Origin of the sequence: Cryobacterium sp. GrIS_2_6 (assembly GCF_035984545.1) — a bacterium.
Taxonomy (GTDB): Bacteria; Actinomycetota; Actinomycetes; order Actinomycetales; family Microbacteriaceae; genus Cryobacterium.
In genome coordinates this window covers 3079780-3093327 of sequence record NZ_JAXCHP010000001.1, presented here as the reverse complement: position 1 = coordinate 3093327, position 13548 = coordinate 3079780, and the positions used below count along the sequence as shown (strand labels likewise).

The following is a 13548-nucleotide window of genomic DNA, read 5'->3' as shown; positions in this document are numbered from 1 at the left end:
CGTACGTTTGTAGTCATGACTTCTCTTCCGACCCTTCCCATGCGCGGCCGTCCCGGCGAGGATACCCCGGACGGCCGGGGCAGGACCGGCCTTGATCGGGTCGGCGCCGACCTGCACGGGAACCCTGACGTCATCGTGGACCGCGTGGAGGTGACCTCCGACGGTTGGCACGTTCTGCGCCGCACCACCTTCCGGTACCGCGGACGCAACGGGCAGCAGACCAGCCAGCAGCGCGAAACCTACGATCGCGGCAACGGTGCCACGATCCTGCTCTACGACCCGGATCGCAGGACGGTCCTGCTGACGCGCCAGTTCCGGTATCCCGCCTACGTCAACGCTCACCCCGACGGCATGCTCATCGAAACCGCGGCCGGCCTGCTCGACGAGGACTCGCCCGAGGTCGCGATCCGGAGGGAGACGAGCGAGGAGCTCGGCGTGACGGTCGGGGAGCTGCGGCACGTGTTCGACCTCTACATGAGCCCGGGTTCGGTCACCGAGCGCGTGCACTTCTACGTCGCCGCCTACGGCCCCTCCGACCGGGTGTCGGCAGGAGGCGGCCTCCCCGAGGAGGGCGAGGAGATCGAAGTCCTCGAGATCCCCTCCGATGAAGCCCTGGCCATGGTCGCCGACGGCCGCATCGTCGACGGTAAGACCGTGCTCCTTCTGCAGTGGGCCGCCCTGGCCGGCCTTCTCTGACTCGCTCGGCGACTCTGGGCGGATGCCGGTTGCAGCAGGGGTGCATGCCGCCGAGCGTCGTCCGTTCACCAGCCGTGGACATCCGTTCCAGCAGTCAGTCGTCCGTGTTCCGGCGTCAGGTTCGAACGCTACCCATCGTCACACCCCGGGGATTCCGGCAAACTCCTTCTTCGTTGAGGTGTACCACTCCATCGACTGCTTCGGGTGCCTCCAACGAGCTTTCATCTCATTGTGGGCTTGCTCATGAGTGGCGTCTCCGGCTTTGACCGCGTCCTTGAGATGGCGGTTCTGGGCCTTGATGACGTCATCGGCGGTCTCGCCGTGAAGCGGTTGATCGCACGGTCCACCCAGCTGGCGGCAGGTCATGGTCTTCATCGGTTCGGGTCCTCACTGTACAGGCGGTCCCCGTTTGAGACCCGCTACCTAGATGACGATCGATCGGCGCCAAGTGTGACCGCTGCCGTGGTCGACGGTCGCAGGTCGATCTCGGCTCGCTCCCGCTTCACGCCGAATGATGTGTTCCAGGACCGGCGGGTCGGCGCGGAAGTCGATCCGAGACACGACGCCGTCGAGGACCGTGAAGTCAAACGCAACACGGGGGGAACCGCGATGAAACCATGCGGCCCCGGCGCGCCCGTCAATGAAGACGGGGAGAGCGGCCTTGGCTGCGCCGTTGAACATCGTCGCCACCGCGGTCCGCCCTTCGATCCGCGACGGGGTCCCCGCCGCTATGGCCGCGTCATCGCCGACGACCACGACGTTCGGTGCCAGCAGCTTCACGAGCTGCTCGAAATCGCCCTGCCGCGAGGCGGCGAGGAATGCGTCCACGACTTTCCAGTCGGCGCGGCCGTGCTCCTGGCCCTGCGGGCGGATCTTGCTTCGCGCCCTCGAAGCGAGCTTGCGTGCAGCGGCTGGAGTGCTCCCGAGGATTGCGGCGATCGTGGGAAAGTCAATGCTGAAGCTGTCGTGAAGGACGAACGCGACACGCTCCGTAGGCGTGAGGCGGTCCAACACCACCTGGAGGGCGATCCCGACAGTGTCGGCGAGGGCGAGCTCATCCGCTGGATCGGCGGTTCGCGACGGGGACTCGAGGTCGTCAACGAGGATTGGTTTCTCAGCGCGCAGTCTGTCCAGGCACAGCCGTGTCGTGACCGTGGTCAGCCAGGCCGGCAGATTGTCGATCACGGCCTCTGTGGCGTGAAGCCGCAGCCAGGCCTGCTGGACGATGTCCTCGGCCTCCGTGCCATCGCGCAGGATGCGTCCGGCAATACGCAACAGCCGGGGACGCTCTCGTTCGAAAACTGCTGTCTCGTCCATGATCATCACGCTTTCAGTGGAGGTCTCATGTTATGGGTGACCTGCGAGCGTCGGGCCGTGAAACGGAAAGGTCACCGGGTGAGAGTCTCGGCTATCGCCTTGACCTGCGCCAGTACCGCCTGCGCGTTGGCGCGCTCGAGGGTCTCCGGCCGGGCAAGGCAATCGATGTGCCGTCCGAGTCCGGGGTAGGCCAGCGGACGAAGGACCAACTCCGGGTGCTCGCGCAGGTCGGTCGTGTACCGAGGCATCAGCGCGACGCATCCGCTCGCTTCGAGGATGGACGCGGCTACTGAGAATTCATTGATCCGGTGCAGGATTCGGGCCTCGTTCCCTCCGATTCCCGCGATCAGGGAGAGAGCCTGCGTGAGCGGGAAGCCTTCGTGCACCGCGACCCATTCCTCGTTGCGAAGATCAGCCGGCTCGATCGCGGCTTTCGCCGCGAGTCGGTGATCGTGTCGGACCGCGATATCCAGAGGCTCGTACAGGAGGGGTTCCACACGAACCGACCCCGGCCACGAGGGGCTGCCGACCAGCCGATGGGCGAGCACAAGATCGTGATCGATGGTGAGAGCGGGGAAGTCCTCCTGGGCCACGTCAAAATCGCTCAGCCGAACGCCGGGCAGGCCAGGCCTCCGGCAGGCCGCGATCAACGGTCCGAAGACGGCCAGGCCCACGCTGTGAAATGCCGTCACGGAAACGATGCCGAGGTGATCGCCCTGGAAAAGTGCCACCGCCCGCGCGGCGCGTTCGAGTGCCACTTCGACGTCGATCGCTGCCAGAGCGAGGGCGCGCCCGGCATCCGTGAGTGCCGTCCTTCGGCCGTCCCTGAAAGTCAAGGGAGCGGGCGACTGACGCTGCAGGGCGCTGATCTGCTGCGATACCGATGACGGCGTGACGTGCAGCGCCGCCGCGACGGCGGCAATGCTGCCCCGGTCGCCCAGCTCTCTCAACGCCCGAAGCTGACCGAGTTCCATAAGTTGAAACTAATGCATGTGACACAAAAGTGCTCTCTTGTATTACGTGAAGTCAGGCCGGACGATGGAGGAATGGCCGCCCTCCTCAGTCGATTCCGCGTCGACCTGCTCCTGCTTCTGGTCGCCGCCGCGTGGGGATCGACATACCTCGTCTCCAAAGAACTGGTCACGCTAGAATCCGTCGTCGCCCTGCTCGCGATACGGATGCTGTTCGCTGCGGTCGTCATGGCAGCCCTCGTTGCCGCACGGCGGCACCGGATTACGCCAGGGGAGTTGCGATCCGGGATACTGCTCGGGATTGTGCTGGCTGCCGTGTTCGCCTTCGAAACCTTCGGGATCGCCCACACATCGGCCACGAATGCCGGACTCATCATCAGCCTGACGATCGTGTTCACTCCGATTCTGGATTCCGCCGTCTCGGGTCGACGCCTGCCCGGCAGGTTCTTCCTGGCCGCGCTGATCGCCATCGGTGGAGTCGCCCTGCTCGCCAGTGGCGGTGTCTTCCAGGCGCCGAGCCTCGGCGACCTGCTCGTGCTCGCCGCGGCCATCATCCGTGCCATCCACGTCACGTCGATGTTCAAGCTCACGGGCAACACTCCGACGAACTCGCTCCACCTCACCACGGTGCAACTCTCGACCTGCGCGGTGATCTTCTCGGCGGCGTCACTGTTCTACGGCGACTCGATCCCGCACTTTCTGGCCCGTCTCGACCCCGGACGCACGCTCCTGTTCCTCTACCTCGTACTCGCCTGCACCGTCTTCGCGTTCCTGATCCAGACCTGGGCCGTCCGACGCACCTCGCCCTCCAGAGTGAGCCTCCTCCTTGGAACTGAGCCGGTCTGGGCTGCAATCGTCGGAATCGCCGTCGCTCATGACCTGGTGGCCCTCGCCGGATACGTCGGAATCGCCCTCATCCTCGCCGGAACCGCCTGGGGCCGGTCCGTCGAGCAACGGCACCGCCTCGCCCCGGCTGCGCACCAGATACCCGCAAGCCGGAGCTGAAGTCCGTCGCGATTCGCCAGTTGCGCCAGGCGTCATCATTCTCGCGTGTACAAAGTGGCCTCTTCGCGTGAATCCAGGTCGAGCACATAGGTCTGCGTCGGCCTCTTCAGCAGTGAGTGCTGGAACGGCTCTCCCAACGGCCGCCATCCCTCATGCCGATAGAGATCGACAGCAGGGTGGTTGTCCGTGAGGACGTGCAGTACAGCGTGCTTGTGACCGTGGCGCTGGAGTTCATCGGCAACATTGACCAGAAGCGCTCTCCCGAGCCCACATCCCTGCGCGTCTGGTGCAACGGCGAGCAGGCTCACCACCGCAGCGTCGGGTGGATCGGTCGGTAGCCCCCTCTTCGGTGTTGTTGCGAGAACGAAACCCCGGATTCCAGCACCGGGCTCCTCGGCCACGATCCAACTCTCGGCGTGGTCGAACTTCGGTTGAGCGCGTTCGGCCACTTCCGCGACGGTCACCCCATCGCGCGCGGCGCAGGCCCGGACCCACAGCGCGACGCACTCAGCGGTGTCAGCTGCACTGCCGGTGCGGAACGCGGGAGACTGGCGGGCACTCGCCGCTCGAATCCGGATACCCATGACGCGAGCCTAGCGACGGTCGAACGTGGCATCCCGTGATCAGCGCCCGACGGCGCATGTGGATCAGGAGTGTGGCTGGTCGGGACGTTCCATCCAGGTCTCAGGTGCCACCACGCGGGTGAACCCGAATTTGGCGTACAGGCCGTGAGCGTCAGCGGTCGCGAGAGCGATGCGGCGCAGTCCGAGGGGTCGGCAGTCTTCGACGATGCCTGCGATGAGCATCTCCCCGAGGCCCTGGTCGCGAAGCTCTGGGTCGACGAATACGTCGCACAGCCAGGCAAAGGTCACTCCGTCGGTGACCATTCGGGCGTACGCGACCTGCCGGCCCGATGCGGTGTCATAGAGGCCGAAGTTGCGAGAGCCGTCGATCGCCGCGTCCTGTCGTGAACGGGAGCGCCCAGGGGCCCAGTATGACTGCTCGCTGATCCAGCGGTGGACCATGTCCCGATCGATCTCAGTAGAATCCGCGGAAAACCGATAATGAGCAGTCATGACTTCATCTAACCGGTCACACGTGCCGAGAATCGCCCGTATTGCCGGGTGGCCCCGGTGCGCCGACGATTCTGGGCGAGCGGATGCAGTGGCGCGGTTACACGAATCCTGGTCCGATCGACCGGTGACTTCACCGAGCCACCATGCTACGTTTTTACTAACTAGTAAAAGGTGGTGGGGTCATGAGTGCAGCAATCCTGGCTCGTTCCGCCCGTGCGGCGAGCGGCCTCAGTCAGAGTGAGCTGGCCGCTCGATCCGGGATCGCCGGCTCGTCGCTGTCGCTGATCGAGAACGGCAAGCGGGAGCCCACGGTTGCGACGCTCGAGGCGCTCCTCCTCGCGACGCGGCACACCGTGGTCACGCTGCCGACCGTGCGCAGCGACGCCGCCCGGATCGCCTCGGAGATCGCTGCCGCGCTCGCCGCATCCGACGAGCCCCTGGCCTTCCGGTGGTTTGCGCAACTCGCCGACAACCTTGCCGCCGAGCGTGGCGCGACACGGGTCGGCCTGACACTCACGGAGCCGCTCCCGACCGGTTCCGGGCACTGGGACACTGCCATCGCCGCGCTCTGCGAGTACCGACTCAACGCGGATGCGCTGCCGATCCCGGACTGGATCGTCGCGAGAACCGGGACCGCGGGCAGCCCGTGGTCGCCTTCGACCAGCGACTACGACATTCCCGCAGATGTGGACCGGGTGCCTCGCGAGTTCCGTGACCGCGGCATCCTGATTGAGGCCGCCACGCTGGAGAGCGTCTGATACCTGGCGGCCAACTCGACCGCGACGACCTCATCCGCGGCCTCAACGTCGTTATCCTGCCCGTGGGCGGCGAACCGCTTGCAGCGATTTCGAATTCATCGGGACAACTTCGAGCACGGCGTTGCCGGGGCGCGCGGGGGCGAGAAAGAGTAGTTCCCTGGCCGAGGTCGCAGTTCAAGGTGCTGTCCCCCCAGTCGTGGTCACACTGGCCCGCTGTCGCCTGAGTTCTCGTCTGGACCGTCGTAGCGTTTCAAGAATGAGCGGTGAAGCGGCGTTGACGCCCAAGAGAATGCGACTGCGGTACTCCGGGCAATGCCGCATGTGCGACGTCGAAATCCTTGCGGGGACCATGGCACTCTACGAGCGCGAGACCAAGACGGTCGCCTGCTTGACCTGCGCTCAGGATTCAGCGGTGGCCGCCGCATCGGTCGCCGGCCCGACTGAACGCAGCACTATCGACACGGACGCGGTCACAAGCCCGGAGCCAGCACCCGAGGAGCTCGAGGTGTTTGGGGGTACGGCCGGCGCATCGGCCCAGCGAGAGCACGACCGCCGCAAAGACAAGCGTGAGACAAGGATCCGTGAGAACCACCCGCATCTCGGTGGGCTCATCCTGGCGCTGAGCGACGAGCCGCAGAGCACCCGGGCGTGGGCCGTCGGGGCGCAGGGCGAGGTGGCGCTAGGCCAGCGGCTCGACAAACTCAGCGGGAGTGGCGTCCACGTCCTGCACGACCGTCGCATTCCTCCGACGCGAGCCAATATCGATCACATTGCGGTCTGCCCCTCGGGGGTCTCCGTCATCGACGCGAAGAAGTACCAAGGTCGCCCCCGGCTGCAGGTCGAAGGAGGACTGATCCGTCGCCGGACCGAATCGCTGATGGTCGGGTCGCGTAACCAGGACGGGCTGGTTGCCGGTGTGCTCAAGCAAGTCGCACGAGTCAGCGCGGCACTGGCGGACGCAGGCATGGACGGGGTCCCCGTGCAGGGGATGCTCTGCTTCGTCGGAGCAGACTGGCCGCTCCTCGGTGGCGACTTCGTAATCGATGGAGTTCAGGTCCTGTGGCCGAAGAAGGCAGTCGAGCACCTGCAGAAGACGGGGCCTCTCAACGAGCCGGTAGCGCTGCAGATCCACCGGGCTCTCGCGTCGGCCTTCCCGCCGGCCTGAGTGCGTGACCTGTTATTGAGTACCGCTGGGCCAGGGCGAGTCAGGCATCGGTCGAAGGCTTTCCAAGGACTCGGCCGATATTGGCTGCTTGTGTTCGTCCACTGCTGGTGCGAATGCCCGAACAGACCAGACGACCTCGCCGCAGTTTCGGATTGTGATGTCAACGAGAGGCCCCGAGAGAGGCCACAGGGTCCATTCCATCTGGGCGTCAGTGCCTGTGCCGCCCGACGTCTTCCGCATGACGGATAGCTTGGCTCCGCCTGTATTGGCGCCCTGAACCGACCACTCTGACATCAGCACGCTTGCTGCTTGTTCTTCGAACCGTCCATGACGCAGTGCTGCCTCGAAGAATTCCTGAGCGCGATTGAACTCGTCGTCCTCAACGAGCCAGACTTCGACGAAGAGTTGTCCGTCGAGAGTCGAGACGATGACCCTATCCGCTGCGCTCATATCCGTAGTGTCGCATTCTCAGGCGCGTGCGGGCTCTTCGTCGGTGTCTTCCCGCGCTTCAGCTCTCATCGGCCTGAGACGAACCACTTCTACTCCATATGCAGGCAAATCCGACGGCCTCGTCTGTCTGCGGTCCCTGGTAGATCAGGGTTGGACAGAGGCGAGCGACAACGGGAGGAAGCATGGGCTCCGTGACGTCTTACGAAACGGCGAGGGGCAAGCGCAACCGGGTTCGGTACCGCACGCCCGATCGGCACCAAACGGACAAGCGCGGATTTCGCACCAAGCGGGAGGCCGAAGACTTCCTGGCCTCCGTCGAGGTCTCGAAGATGCGCGGTGAGTGGGTCGATCCGTCAAGGTCGCGAGTCAACGTCGGTGAGTGGGCCGAGGCCTGGTACTCGGCGCAGCTGCAGATCAAGCCGACCACGCGGGCCGGGTACCGCCTGTACCTGGACAAGCACGTGCTGCCGAAATGGGGGACCGTGCCACTCCGAAGCGTGCAGCACGCCGATGTACAGCGCTGAGTGAGCAGTCTGGCCGCGGTTCTCGCGCCGTCGACCGTGCGGCAGATTCACTTGGTCCTGGCCGGCACGCTGAACTACGCCGTCAGGGACGGGCGCCTCGTCAAGAGCCCAAGCGACGACATCCGCTTGCCGCGGATCGTTCGCACGCCGCGCGGGTACCTCACGCACGACCAGGTCGCCCGGCTGGCCCGCGAGTGCGGAGAATTCGGCGACGTCGTGCGGTTCCTGGCCTATACCGGGCTGCGCTGGGGCGAGATGGCCGCGTTGAGGGTGGGGCGGGTTGATCTCAGCAGGCGGCGGATCGAAGTCGCCGAAGCGGTCTCGGAGGTCGGCGGGGCCGCTGTCTGGGGGACCCCGAAGAATCACGGCCGCCGCTCCGTGGCATTCCCGGCGCTGCTGGCCACCGAGCTTGCGCAGAGGTGCCAGGGCAAGCGCCCGAAGGACCTCGTCTTCACGAGCACGGCGGGTGCGTGGCTGCGCAACGGCAATTTCCGGCACCGGCACTTCGACCCGGCGTTGACGCTCATCCGCGAGGGACGCAGTACCCCGGACGACCCCGACCTAAACGTGGTGGCCGACCCGAACTTCCCGCCTCAGCCGCGATGACGCTCGACGTCTATGCGGACCTGTTCGACGACGACTTGGACGCCGTGGCCCGCGCTCTGGATGACCAGGCCGCGGCATTTGGAAGAGGGCGCGACGCGTGAGCCCTCGGAACTCCACTTTGACGCGACCTGCTGCGAACCCTGACGTCTGGAGAGCTGTCGAGGATCTAGACAAGATTGCCGGGTCGCGAATAGCGATTTGGCAGTAGCGACCCTGCGACGGTCTTCTTTCTTTCGAATATTTCGAATAGAATATCGCGAAGAAAGGTGATCACAATGAGTCTCACGCGCGAGAAACGCCAACCGCGAACCTACCTACCCAGCGAAATAGATTCCCATGCCATCGACGAATTTATTAGGCAGATCCAGAACATCCACGGCAGGAAAGCAACGCTCACGTCGGCCGACGGCGCACAGGTCATCGAGTTGCCTGAGCCTCTCTTTGATGTGCTGCGACAGGTTGCGGATGCGTTGAGCAACGGTAAGGGTGTCACGGTCGCTCCCCAGGAATCCAAGCTCACGACTCAGTCTGCCGCCGACTTTCTCGGCATGTCGCGCCCAACGCTCGTGAAGCTCTTGGAGTCCGGGGAAGTTCCATTCGAGCTCGTTGGGCGGCACCGCAGAGTTACACTTCGGGACCTGGTGGAGTACAAGGACAAATTCAGGGTCGAGCGCCGTGCTGTTCTGCGCAAGATGGCCCGGGAGGGTCAAGAGGCGGGCATCCTGGATTTGACGGCCGCGGATATGCCGGGACGAAGCTAGCGCCTGATGTCCTTCCCCGCCTTTCTCGACACGTGCACCTTGTTCGGAGCGGCCCTCAGTGATCTGCTCTTGGAGCTGGCTGAGCGAGGTGCCTACAGGCCGCTTTGGTCGGCACGCGTGTTGAAAGAACTGGAAAGGAACTTGACTGACAAGCGCATTGGCGCTCAGGCAGCTCGGAACCGGATTGCGGCAATGCAATACGCATTTCCCGATGCTGAAGTGACCGGATATGGCGACCTGATTGACGGCTTGCGAAATGACCCGAAGGACCGGCACGTGCTCGCAGCCGCAATCCGCGCCAATGCGGAGGTCATTGTGACGTTCAATCTGAGGGATTTCCCGGACGACGCTCTGGTCGGATACGACCTCGAAGTAATCCACCCCGATGAGTTCCTGTTGGACCAGCTTGACCTGTACCCGTCGCTCACGCTGCTCGCTGTAGACGAGATTGCGGCGGCATATGAAAACCCGGCGATGACAACCGAGGAGTACCTGGAACGTCTGCGCGCGGCAGGAACTCCGATGTTCGCGGATGCCGTTCTGGACCGCATCTAAACGGGCGCTCTCACGATCCCTGGGTGCCGTCGAAAGCAGGCGGATAAAGGCCACCGAGTGCGCTCTCAATGATCACGCGACTGTTTCAAGTGTGGGCAAAATGTGGGCAAAAGCCGAATTCGGGGCCGGAGAAAAGACATCCGTTAACGAGAAAAACCCCGGATAACCGGGGATTTCAGCGGGTGGCCCCGACGGGCGTCGATCCCGTGACCTCTCGATTTTCAGTCGAACGCTCTACCAACTGAGCTACAGGGCCAGAAAGTAACTCGAGAAGTCGCTTTCCAAGGAAAAAACCCTCTCTCGCGAAAGGGCGTTTTACCTTTGCGACCCTGACCGGACTTGAACCGGCGACCTCCGCCGTGACAGGGCGGCGCGCTAACCAACTGCGCTACAGGGCCTCACAATGAGAACCAAACGTACGTTTTCATTTATTCGGTGTTACTTGTACTGATTTACTACCTGCTTATTGTTGCACATTCAGTTAGGCAGGTTGCGTAGCCCCAACGGGATTCGAACCCGTGTTAACGCCGTGAAAGGGCGCCGTCCTAGGCCTCTAAACGATGGGGCCGAGACGCCATAAACATCATGGCTACCGACGAGTAAGCATACGGTCTCTTGGGTGAAAACCCCAAATCGGCACGTGGACGGATGCCCGTGACGCCTCGCCCGCGCCCCGGCGCGCCCGCGAATGGCGGCCGATTCGCCCGGTTGGGGGTTAGATTCGGCTCCGATAGCGGGCGATACTGGCGCGAACTTGTTACTGTGAAAAAAGTGGCATCGTGACCAGTGTGTTCACGCGGTGCCCAATCAGGGAGTTCTATGCGCAAGGCAGTGACGAGTGACCGCGGGGCCAGCGAACAGTCGGGTCCACCCCGGCCGGCCGACGGACGCCGCGTTCACGGTCATCGGGGCCTGCTCAGAGGCACCGCCGCAACCGCCCTCGCCACGGCCCTCGCCCTCATCGTGACGCTCGTGATTCCCGCCGGCGGCGCCCAGGCGGTCGACTACCCGAGCTGGCAGGACGTGCAGAACGCCAAGTCGAACACGGCCGCCGCGTCCGCCAAGGTCACCGAAATCCAGAATCTGATCTCGAATCTTCAGACCCAGGTCGCCCAGACCCAGGCCGAATCCGAGAAGCGCGGCGCCGAGCTTCAGGTCGCCCAGAACAACTACGACGACGCCACCCGCCGCGCCTCCGATCTGCAGACCCAGGCCGACGCGAGCAAGGCGACTGCGGATGCTGCGACGAAGCAGGCCGGTCAGCTCGCGGCACAGCTCTACCGCACCGGAGGCACCGACCTCACCGTCAATCTCCTCCTCGACGGCGAGGCGAGCGGTACGGGCGCCGACGCCCTGCTCGCCAAACTCGGCAGCATGAGCAAAATGGTCGAACGCAGCACGGGCGTCTACGAAGAGGCCCAGGCCGCCACGAACTCCGCGCAAGCCCTCGGTGACCAGGCCAAGATCGCCCAGACCGAACGCGAGACCCTCAACGTCGCAGCGCAGGCCGCGCTGGTCGCCGCGCAGGCCGCGGCCGAGGCCGCCGCGACCGCCCTCGCCGAATCACAGTCGAAGAGCGTCGAACTCGCCGCCCAGCTCGCCTTCATGCAGGACGCCCAGGCCTCCACGACTGCCGGCTATGAGGCCGGCGTGGCCGAGCGGGCGCGCCTCGCCGCGATCGAGGCTGCCCGGGTCGCCGCTGAGGCCGCCGCCGCAGCGGCCGCCCACCGGGCCAGTTCGGGGAGCAGTGGCGGCGGCAGCGCCGGTGCAGGACTCGGCGGAGGTTACATCAGCTCTCAGGGCTGGGCCGTCCCGGCCAGCGGGCGCATCACCGACGGCTACGGCCCACGGGCGTCCCTCTGCAGCAGCGGCGGGGCGTGCAGTGGTGGCTTCCATTACGGTACCGACCTCGGCGCCAGCTGCGGCTCGCCGATCTACGCGGCCCACGACGGCACCGTCGAATACGCGGGCCCGCTCGGCACCTACGGTAATTTCGTCCTGATCAGCAACGGCGGCGGTGTCGAAACCGGTTACGCACACATCCGCTCCGGCGGCACCTTCGTTTCCGTGGGCCAGAGTGTCTCGGTTGGCCAGAACATCGCGAGTGTCGGCATGACCGGCGCGGCGACAGGCTGCCACCTGCACTTCGAGGTCCGTACGGGCGGCAACAAGATCGACGCCGTCCCGTTCATGGCAAGCAGGGGAGCACCACTTGGCTAGCGACGGCACGTCCTTCACAAAACGGAAGCCCGTGCGCCTCTTCGCCGCGGCCGTCGCGATCGGCGCGGTCTCGGCATCCGTCGGCATCATCGCTCCCGCCGCCTACGGTGACCAGGGTTACCCCAGCTGGGACGACGTACAGAACGCGAAAGCCAATGAGGCGACGAAGCAGGCCGAGATCGAGAAGATCACGGCGCTGCTGACCGGCCTGCAAACGGCGGCGGATGCTGCGTCCAAGGCCTCGCAGATCGCCGCGGAGGCGTACCGGGTCTCCAAGGACGAGCTCGACGCCGCCACCCTGCGTGAGACGAGCCTGACCGAACAGGCCGCGACCGCGTCGAAGAAGGCGGACACCTCGAAGATGCGGGCCGGCCTGATCGCCGCGCACCTGGCAAAAACCGGCGCGCAGGACCTCTCGCTCAACCTGTTCCTCAACGGCAGCAGCGCCGACGACCTCCTCGAGCAGCTCGGAACCGCGAGCAAGCTCAGCGAGCAGTCCGAGACGATCTACCGGGAGGCCGTCCAGGACAAGAACTCGGCAGCGTCCCTCGGCGGGCAGGCCGCCGCGGCGACCGTGGAGCGCACCCGGCTCACGGGCGAGTCCATGACGAAGTTCGATGCGGCAAGTGGCGCGGCCCAGGCCGCGGAAGCCGCGCTCGAGGCCGAGCAGCAGAAGTCGAACGATCTGTACGGGCAGCTCGCCCTCCTCAAGGACACCACGGCAGACACCGAGCGTTCCTACCAGGCCGGTGTGGATGCCGCGGCTGCGGCGGCCGCGCTCGCTGCGGCTCAGTCCGCGGCAGCGGCCAGGGCTGCCGCAGACCAGGCGGCGTCGGTCGCGCGGGCCGCAGCCGCGTCTGCTGCGGCGGCGGCCCAAGCTCAGGCTCCGGCCGCGGCTCCGGCCGCGAGCGGCGGCAGTAGCTCGGGCTCGGTCAGCTCGGGATCCGGCAGCTCCGGCTCCGGGAGCTCGGGCTCCGGCTCGTCCTCGGGCGGCGGCGCGGCGACCGCGCCCGCTCCGAACGCGAGCGCTGTGCAGACCGCAATCGCCTTCGCCCGCGCTCAGATTGGCGACCGCTACCTCCTCGGCGGCTCGGGCCCCGATGCCTGGGACTGCTCCGGCCTGACCAAGGCCGCCTATGCCGCGGCCGGGGTCTACATCGGCACCCATTCCGCCACGAACCAGTACAACACCATGGCCAGCCAGGGCCGACTCGTCTCCTTCAGCAACGTGCAGGTCGGGGACCTCGTCTTCTGGGGCAGCGGCGGCGACTATTACCACGTGGCCATCTATGTCGGCGGCGGCCAGGTGCTCGAGGCCCCCGACTACGGCAAGCCCGTGCGCATCCACTCAATCTGGTCGCCCGGCGACGTCGCGTCCTACGTGGGCCGCCCCACCGGCTGACCCGCCCGCCCCTCGCCCGTCCCTCACCCGCCCCGTCCCGCA

Annotated in this window: 16 protein-coding genes and 3 tRNA genes; 10 read left to right on the top strand and 9 right to left on the bottom strand. The window is 65.6% G+C overall.

Annotation, left to right across the window (positions count from 1 at the left end):
• Positions 1-15: 15 nt before the first annotated feature.
• A complete protein-coding gene (locus RCH22_RS15140; protein ID WP_327014534.1) occupies positions 16-696 on the top strand; it encodes an NUDIX domain-containing protein in 681 nt (226 codons plus the stop codon).
• A gap of 138 nt (positions 697-834) precedes the next feature.
• Here the strand turns inward: RCH22_RS15140 and RCH22_RS15135 are convergent, their stop codons facing one another.
• The 3 genes from RCH22_RS15135 to RCH22_RS15125 all read right to left on the bottom strand — a co-directional run bounded on the left by RCH22_RS15135 (position 835) and on the right by RCH22_RS15125 (position 2987).
• Positions 835-1071: a hypothetical protein gene (locus tag RCH22_RS15135; protein ID WP_327014533.1), complete on the bottom strand. Its 237-nt coding sequence runs from the start codon at positions 1069-1071 to the stop codon at positions 835-837.
• A gap of 48 nt (positions 1072-1119) precedes the next feature.
• Positions 1120-2013 (bottom strand): sigma-70 family RNA polymerase sigma factor, encoded by an 894-nt coding sequence (locus RCH22_RS15130; protein WP_327014532.1) that lies wholly within the window; start codon positions 2011-2013, stop codon positions 1120-1122.
• A 71-nt stretch (positions 2014-2084) separates the two neighbouring features.
• Positions 2085-2987 carry a LysR family transcriptional regulator gene (locus RCH22_RS15125; RefSeq protein ID WP_327014531.1) on the bottom strand — a complete coding sequence of 301 codons (903 nt, stop codon included), beginning with the start codon at positions 2985-2987 and terminating at the stop codon, positions 2085-2087.
• A gap of 72 nt (positions 2988-3059) precedes the next feature.
• Here RCH22_RS15125 and RCH22_RS15120 point away from each other — a divergent pair, with 72 nt between their 5' ends.
• Positions 3060-3989, top strand: coding sequence for a DMT family transporter (locus RCH22_RS15120; protein ID WP_327014530.1), 930 nt, complete (start codon positions 3060-3062; stop codon positions 3987-3989).
• Between the two features lie 35 nt (positions 3990-4024).
• Here the strand turns inward: RCH22_RS15120 and RCH22_RS15115 are convergent, their stop codons facing one another.
• Together RCH22_RS15115 and RCH22_RS15110 are read right to left on the bottom strand one after the other, a co-directional pair.
• Positions 4025-4573, bottom strand: coding sequence for a GNAT family N-acetyltransferase (locus RCH22_RS15115; protein WP_327014529.1), 549 nt, complete (start codon positions 4571-4573; stop codon positions 4025-4027).
• Between the two features lie 63 nt (positions 4574-4636).
• On the bottom strand, positions 4637-5014 hold the full coding sequence (locus RCH22_RS15110; protein ID WP_327014528.1) for a GNAT family N-acetyltransferase: 378 nt from the start codon (positions 5012-5014) through the stop codon (positions 4637-4639).
• A gap of 233 nt (positions 5015-5247) precedes the next feature.
• Here RCH22_RS15110 and RCH22_RS15105 point away from each other — a divergent pair, with 233 nt between their 5' ends.
• The gene (locus tag RCH22_RS15105) at positions 5248-5823 is read left to right on the top strand and encodes a helix-turn-helix transcriptional regulator (RefSeq protein WP_327014527.1); all 576 of its coding nucleotides are present in this window, start codon (positions 5248-5250) and stop codon (positions 5821-5823) included.
• Positions 5824-6172: 349 nt separating this feature from the next.
• Positions 6173-6988 carry a nuclease-related domain-containing protein gene (locus tag RCH22_RS15100; RefSeq protein ID WP_327014526.1) on the top strand — a complete coding sequence of 272 codons (816 nt, stop codon included), beginning with the start codon at positions 6173-6175 and terminating at the stop codon, positions 6986-6988.
• A 12-nt stretch (positions 6989-7000) separates the two neighbouring features.
• Here RCH22_RS15100 and RCH22_RS15095 read toward each other — a convergent pair whose 3' ends face one another.
• Positions 7001-7438, bottom strand: coding sequence for a hypothetical protein (locus RCH22_RS15095; RefSeq protein WP_327014525.1), 438 nt, complete (start codon positions 7436-7438; stop codon positions 7001-7003).
• Positions 7439-7629: 191 nt separating this feature from the next.
• On the opposite strand from RCH22_RS15095, the gene RCH22_RS15090 reads away from it, so the two are divergent.
• The 4 genes from RCH22_RS15090 to RCH22_RS15075 all read left to right on the top strand — a co-directional run bounded on the left by RCH22_RS15090 (position 7630) and on the right by RCH22_RS15075 (position 9884).
• Positions 7630-7962 carry an Arm DNA-binding domain-containing protein gene (locus RCH22_RS15090; protein WP_327014524.1) on the top strand — a complete coding sequence of 111 codons (333 nt, stop codon included), beginning with the start codon at positions 7630-7632 and terminating at the stop codon, positions 7960-7962.
• Positions 7963-8568 carry a hypothetical protein gene (locus RCH22_RS15085; RefSeq protein ID WP_327014523.1) on the top strand — a complete coding sequence of 202 codons (606 nt, stop codon included), beginning with the start codon at positions 7963-7965 and terminating at the stop codon, positions 8566-8568. It begins immediately after the preceding gene.
• A gap of 275 nt (positions 8569-8843) precedes the next feature.
• Positions 8844-9329: an excisionase family DNA-binding protein gene (locus RCH22_RS15080; protein WP_327014522.1), complete on the top strand. Its 486-nt coding sequence runs from the start codon at positions 8844-8846 to the stop codon at positions 9327-9329.
• Between the two features lie 6 nt (positions 9330-9335).
• A complete protein-coding gene (locus RCH22_RS15075) occupies positions 9336-9884 on the top strand; it encodes a PIN domain-containing protein (RefSeq protein WP_327014521.1) in 549 nt (182 codons plus the stop codon).
• Positions 9885-10067: 183 nt separating this feature from the next.
• Here the strand turns inward: RCH22_RS15075 and RCH22_RS15070 are convergent.
• From RCH22_RS15070 to RCH22_RS15060, 3 genes are all read right to left on the bottom strand, one after another.
• Positions 10068-10140 (bottom strand) — tRNA-Phe (locus RCH22_RS15070).
• A 68-nt stretch (positions 10141-10208) separates the two neighbouring features.
• Positions 10209-10282: transfer RNA gene (locus RCH22_RS15065), tRNA-Asp, on the bottom strand.
• A 97-nt stretch (positions 10283-10379) separates the two neighbouring features.
• Positions 10380-10452: transfer RNA gene (locus RCH22_RS15060), tRNA-Glu, on the bottom strand.
• Between the two features lie 251 nt (positions 10453-10703).
• Here RCH22_RS15060 and RCH22_RS15055 point away from each other — a divergent pair.
• Positions 10704-12104 carry a peptidoglycan DD-metalloendopeptidase family protein gene (locus RCH22_RS15055; protein ID WP_327014520.1) on the top strand — a complete coding sequence of 467 codons (1401 nt, stop codon included), beginning with the start codon at positions 10704-10706 and terminating at the stop codon, positions 12102-12104.
• Positions 12097-13506: an NlpC/P60 family protein gene (locus RCH22_RS15050; protein WP_327014519.1), complete on the top strand. Its 1410-nt coding sequence runs from the start codon at positions 12097-12099 to the stop codon at positions 13504-13506. Before RCH22_RS15055 ends, RCH22_RS15050 begins: the two co-directional genes overlap by 8 nt.
• The last annotated feature ends 42 nt before the right edge of the window (positions 13507-13548 follow it).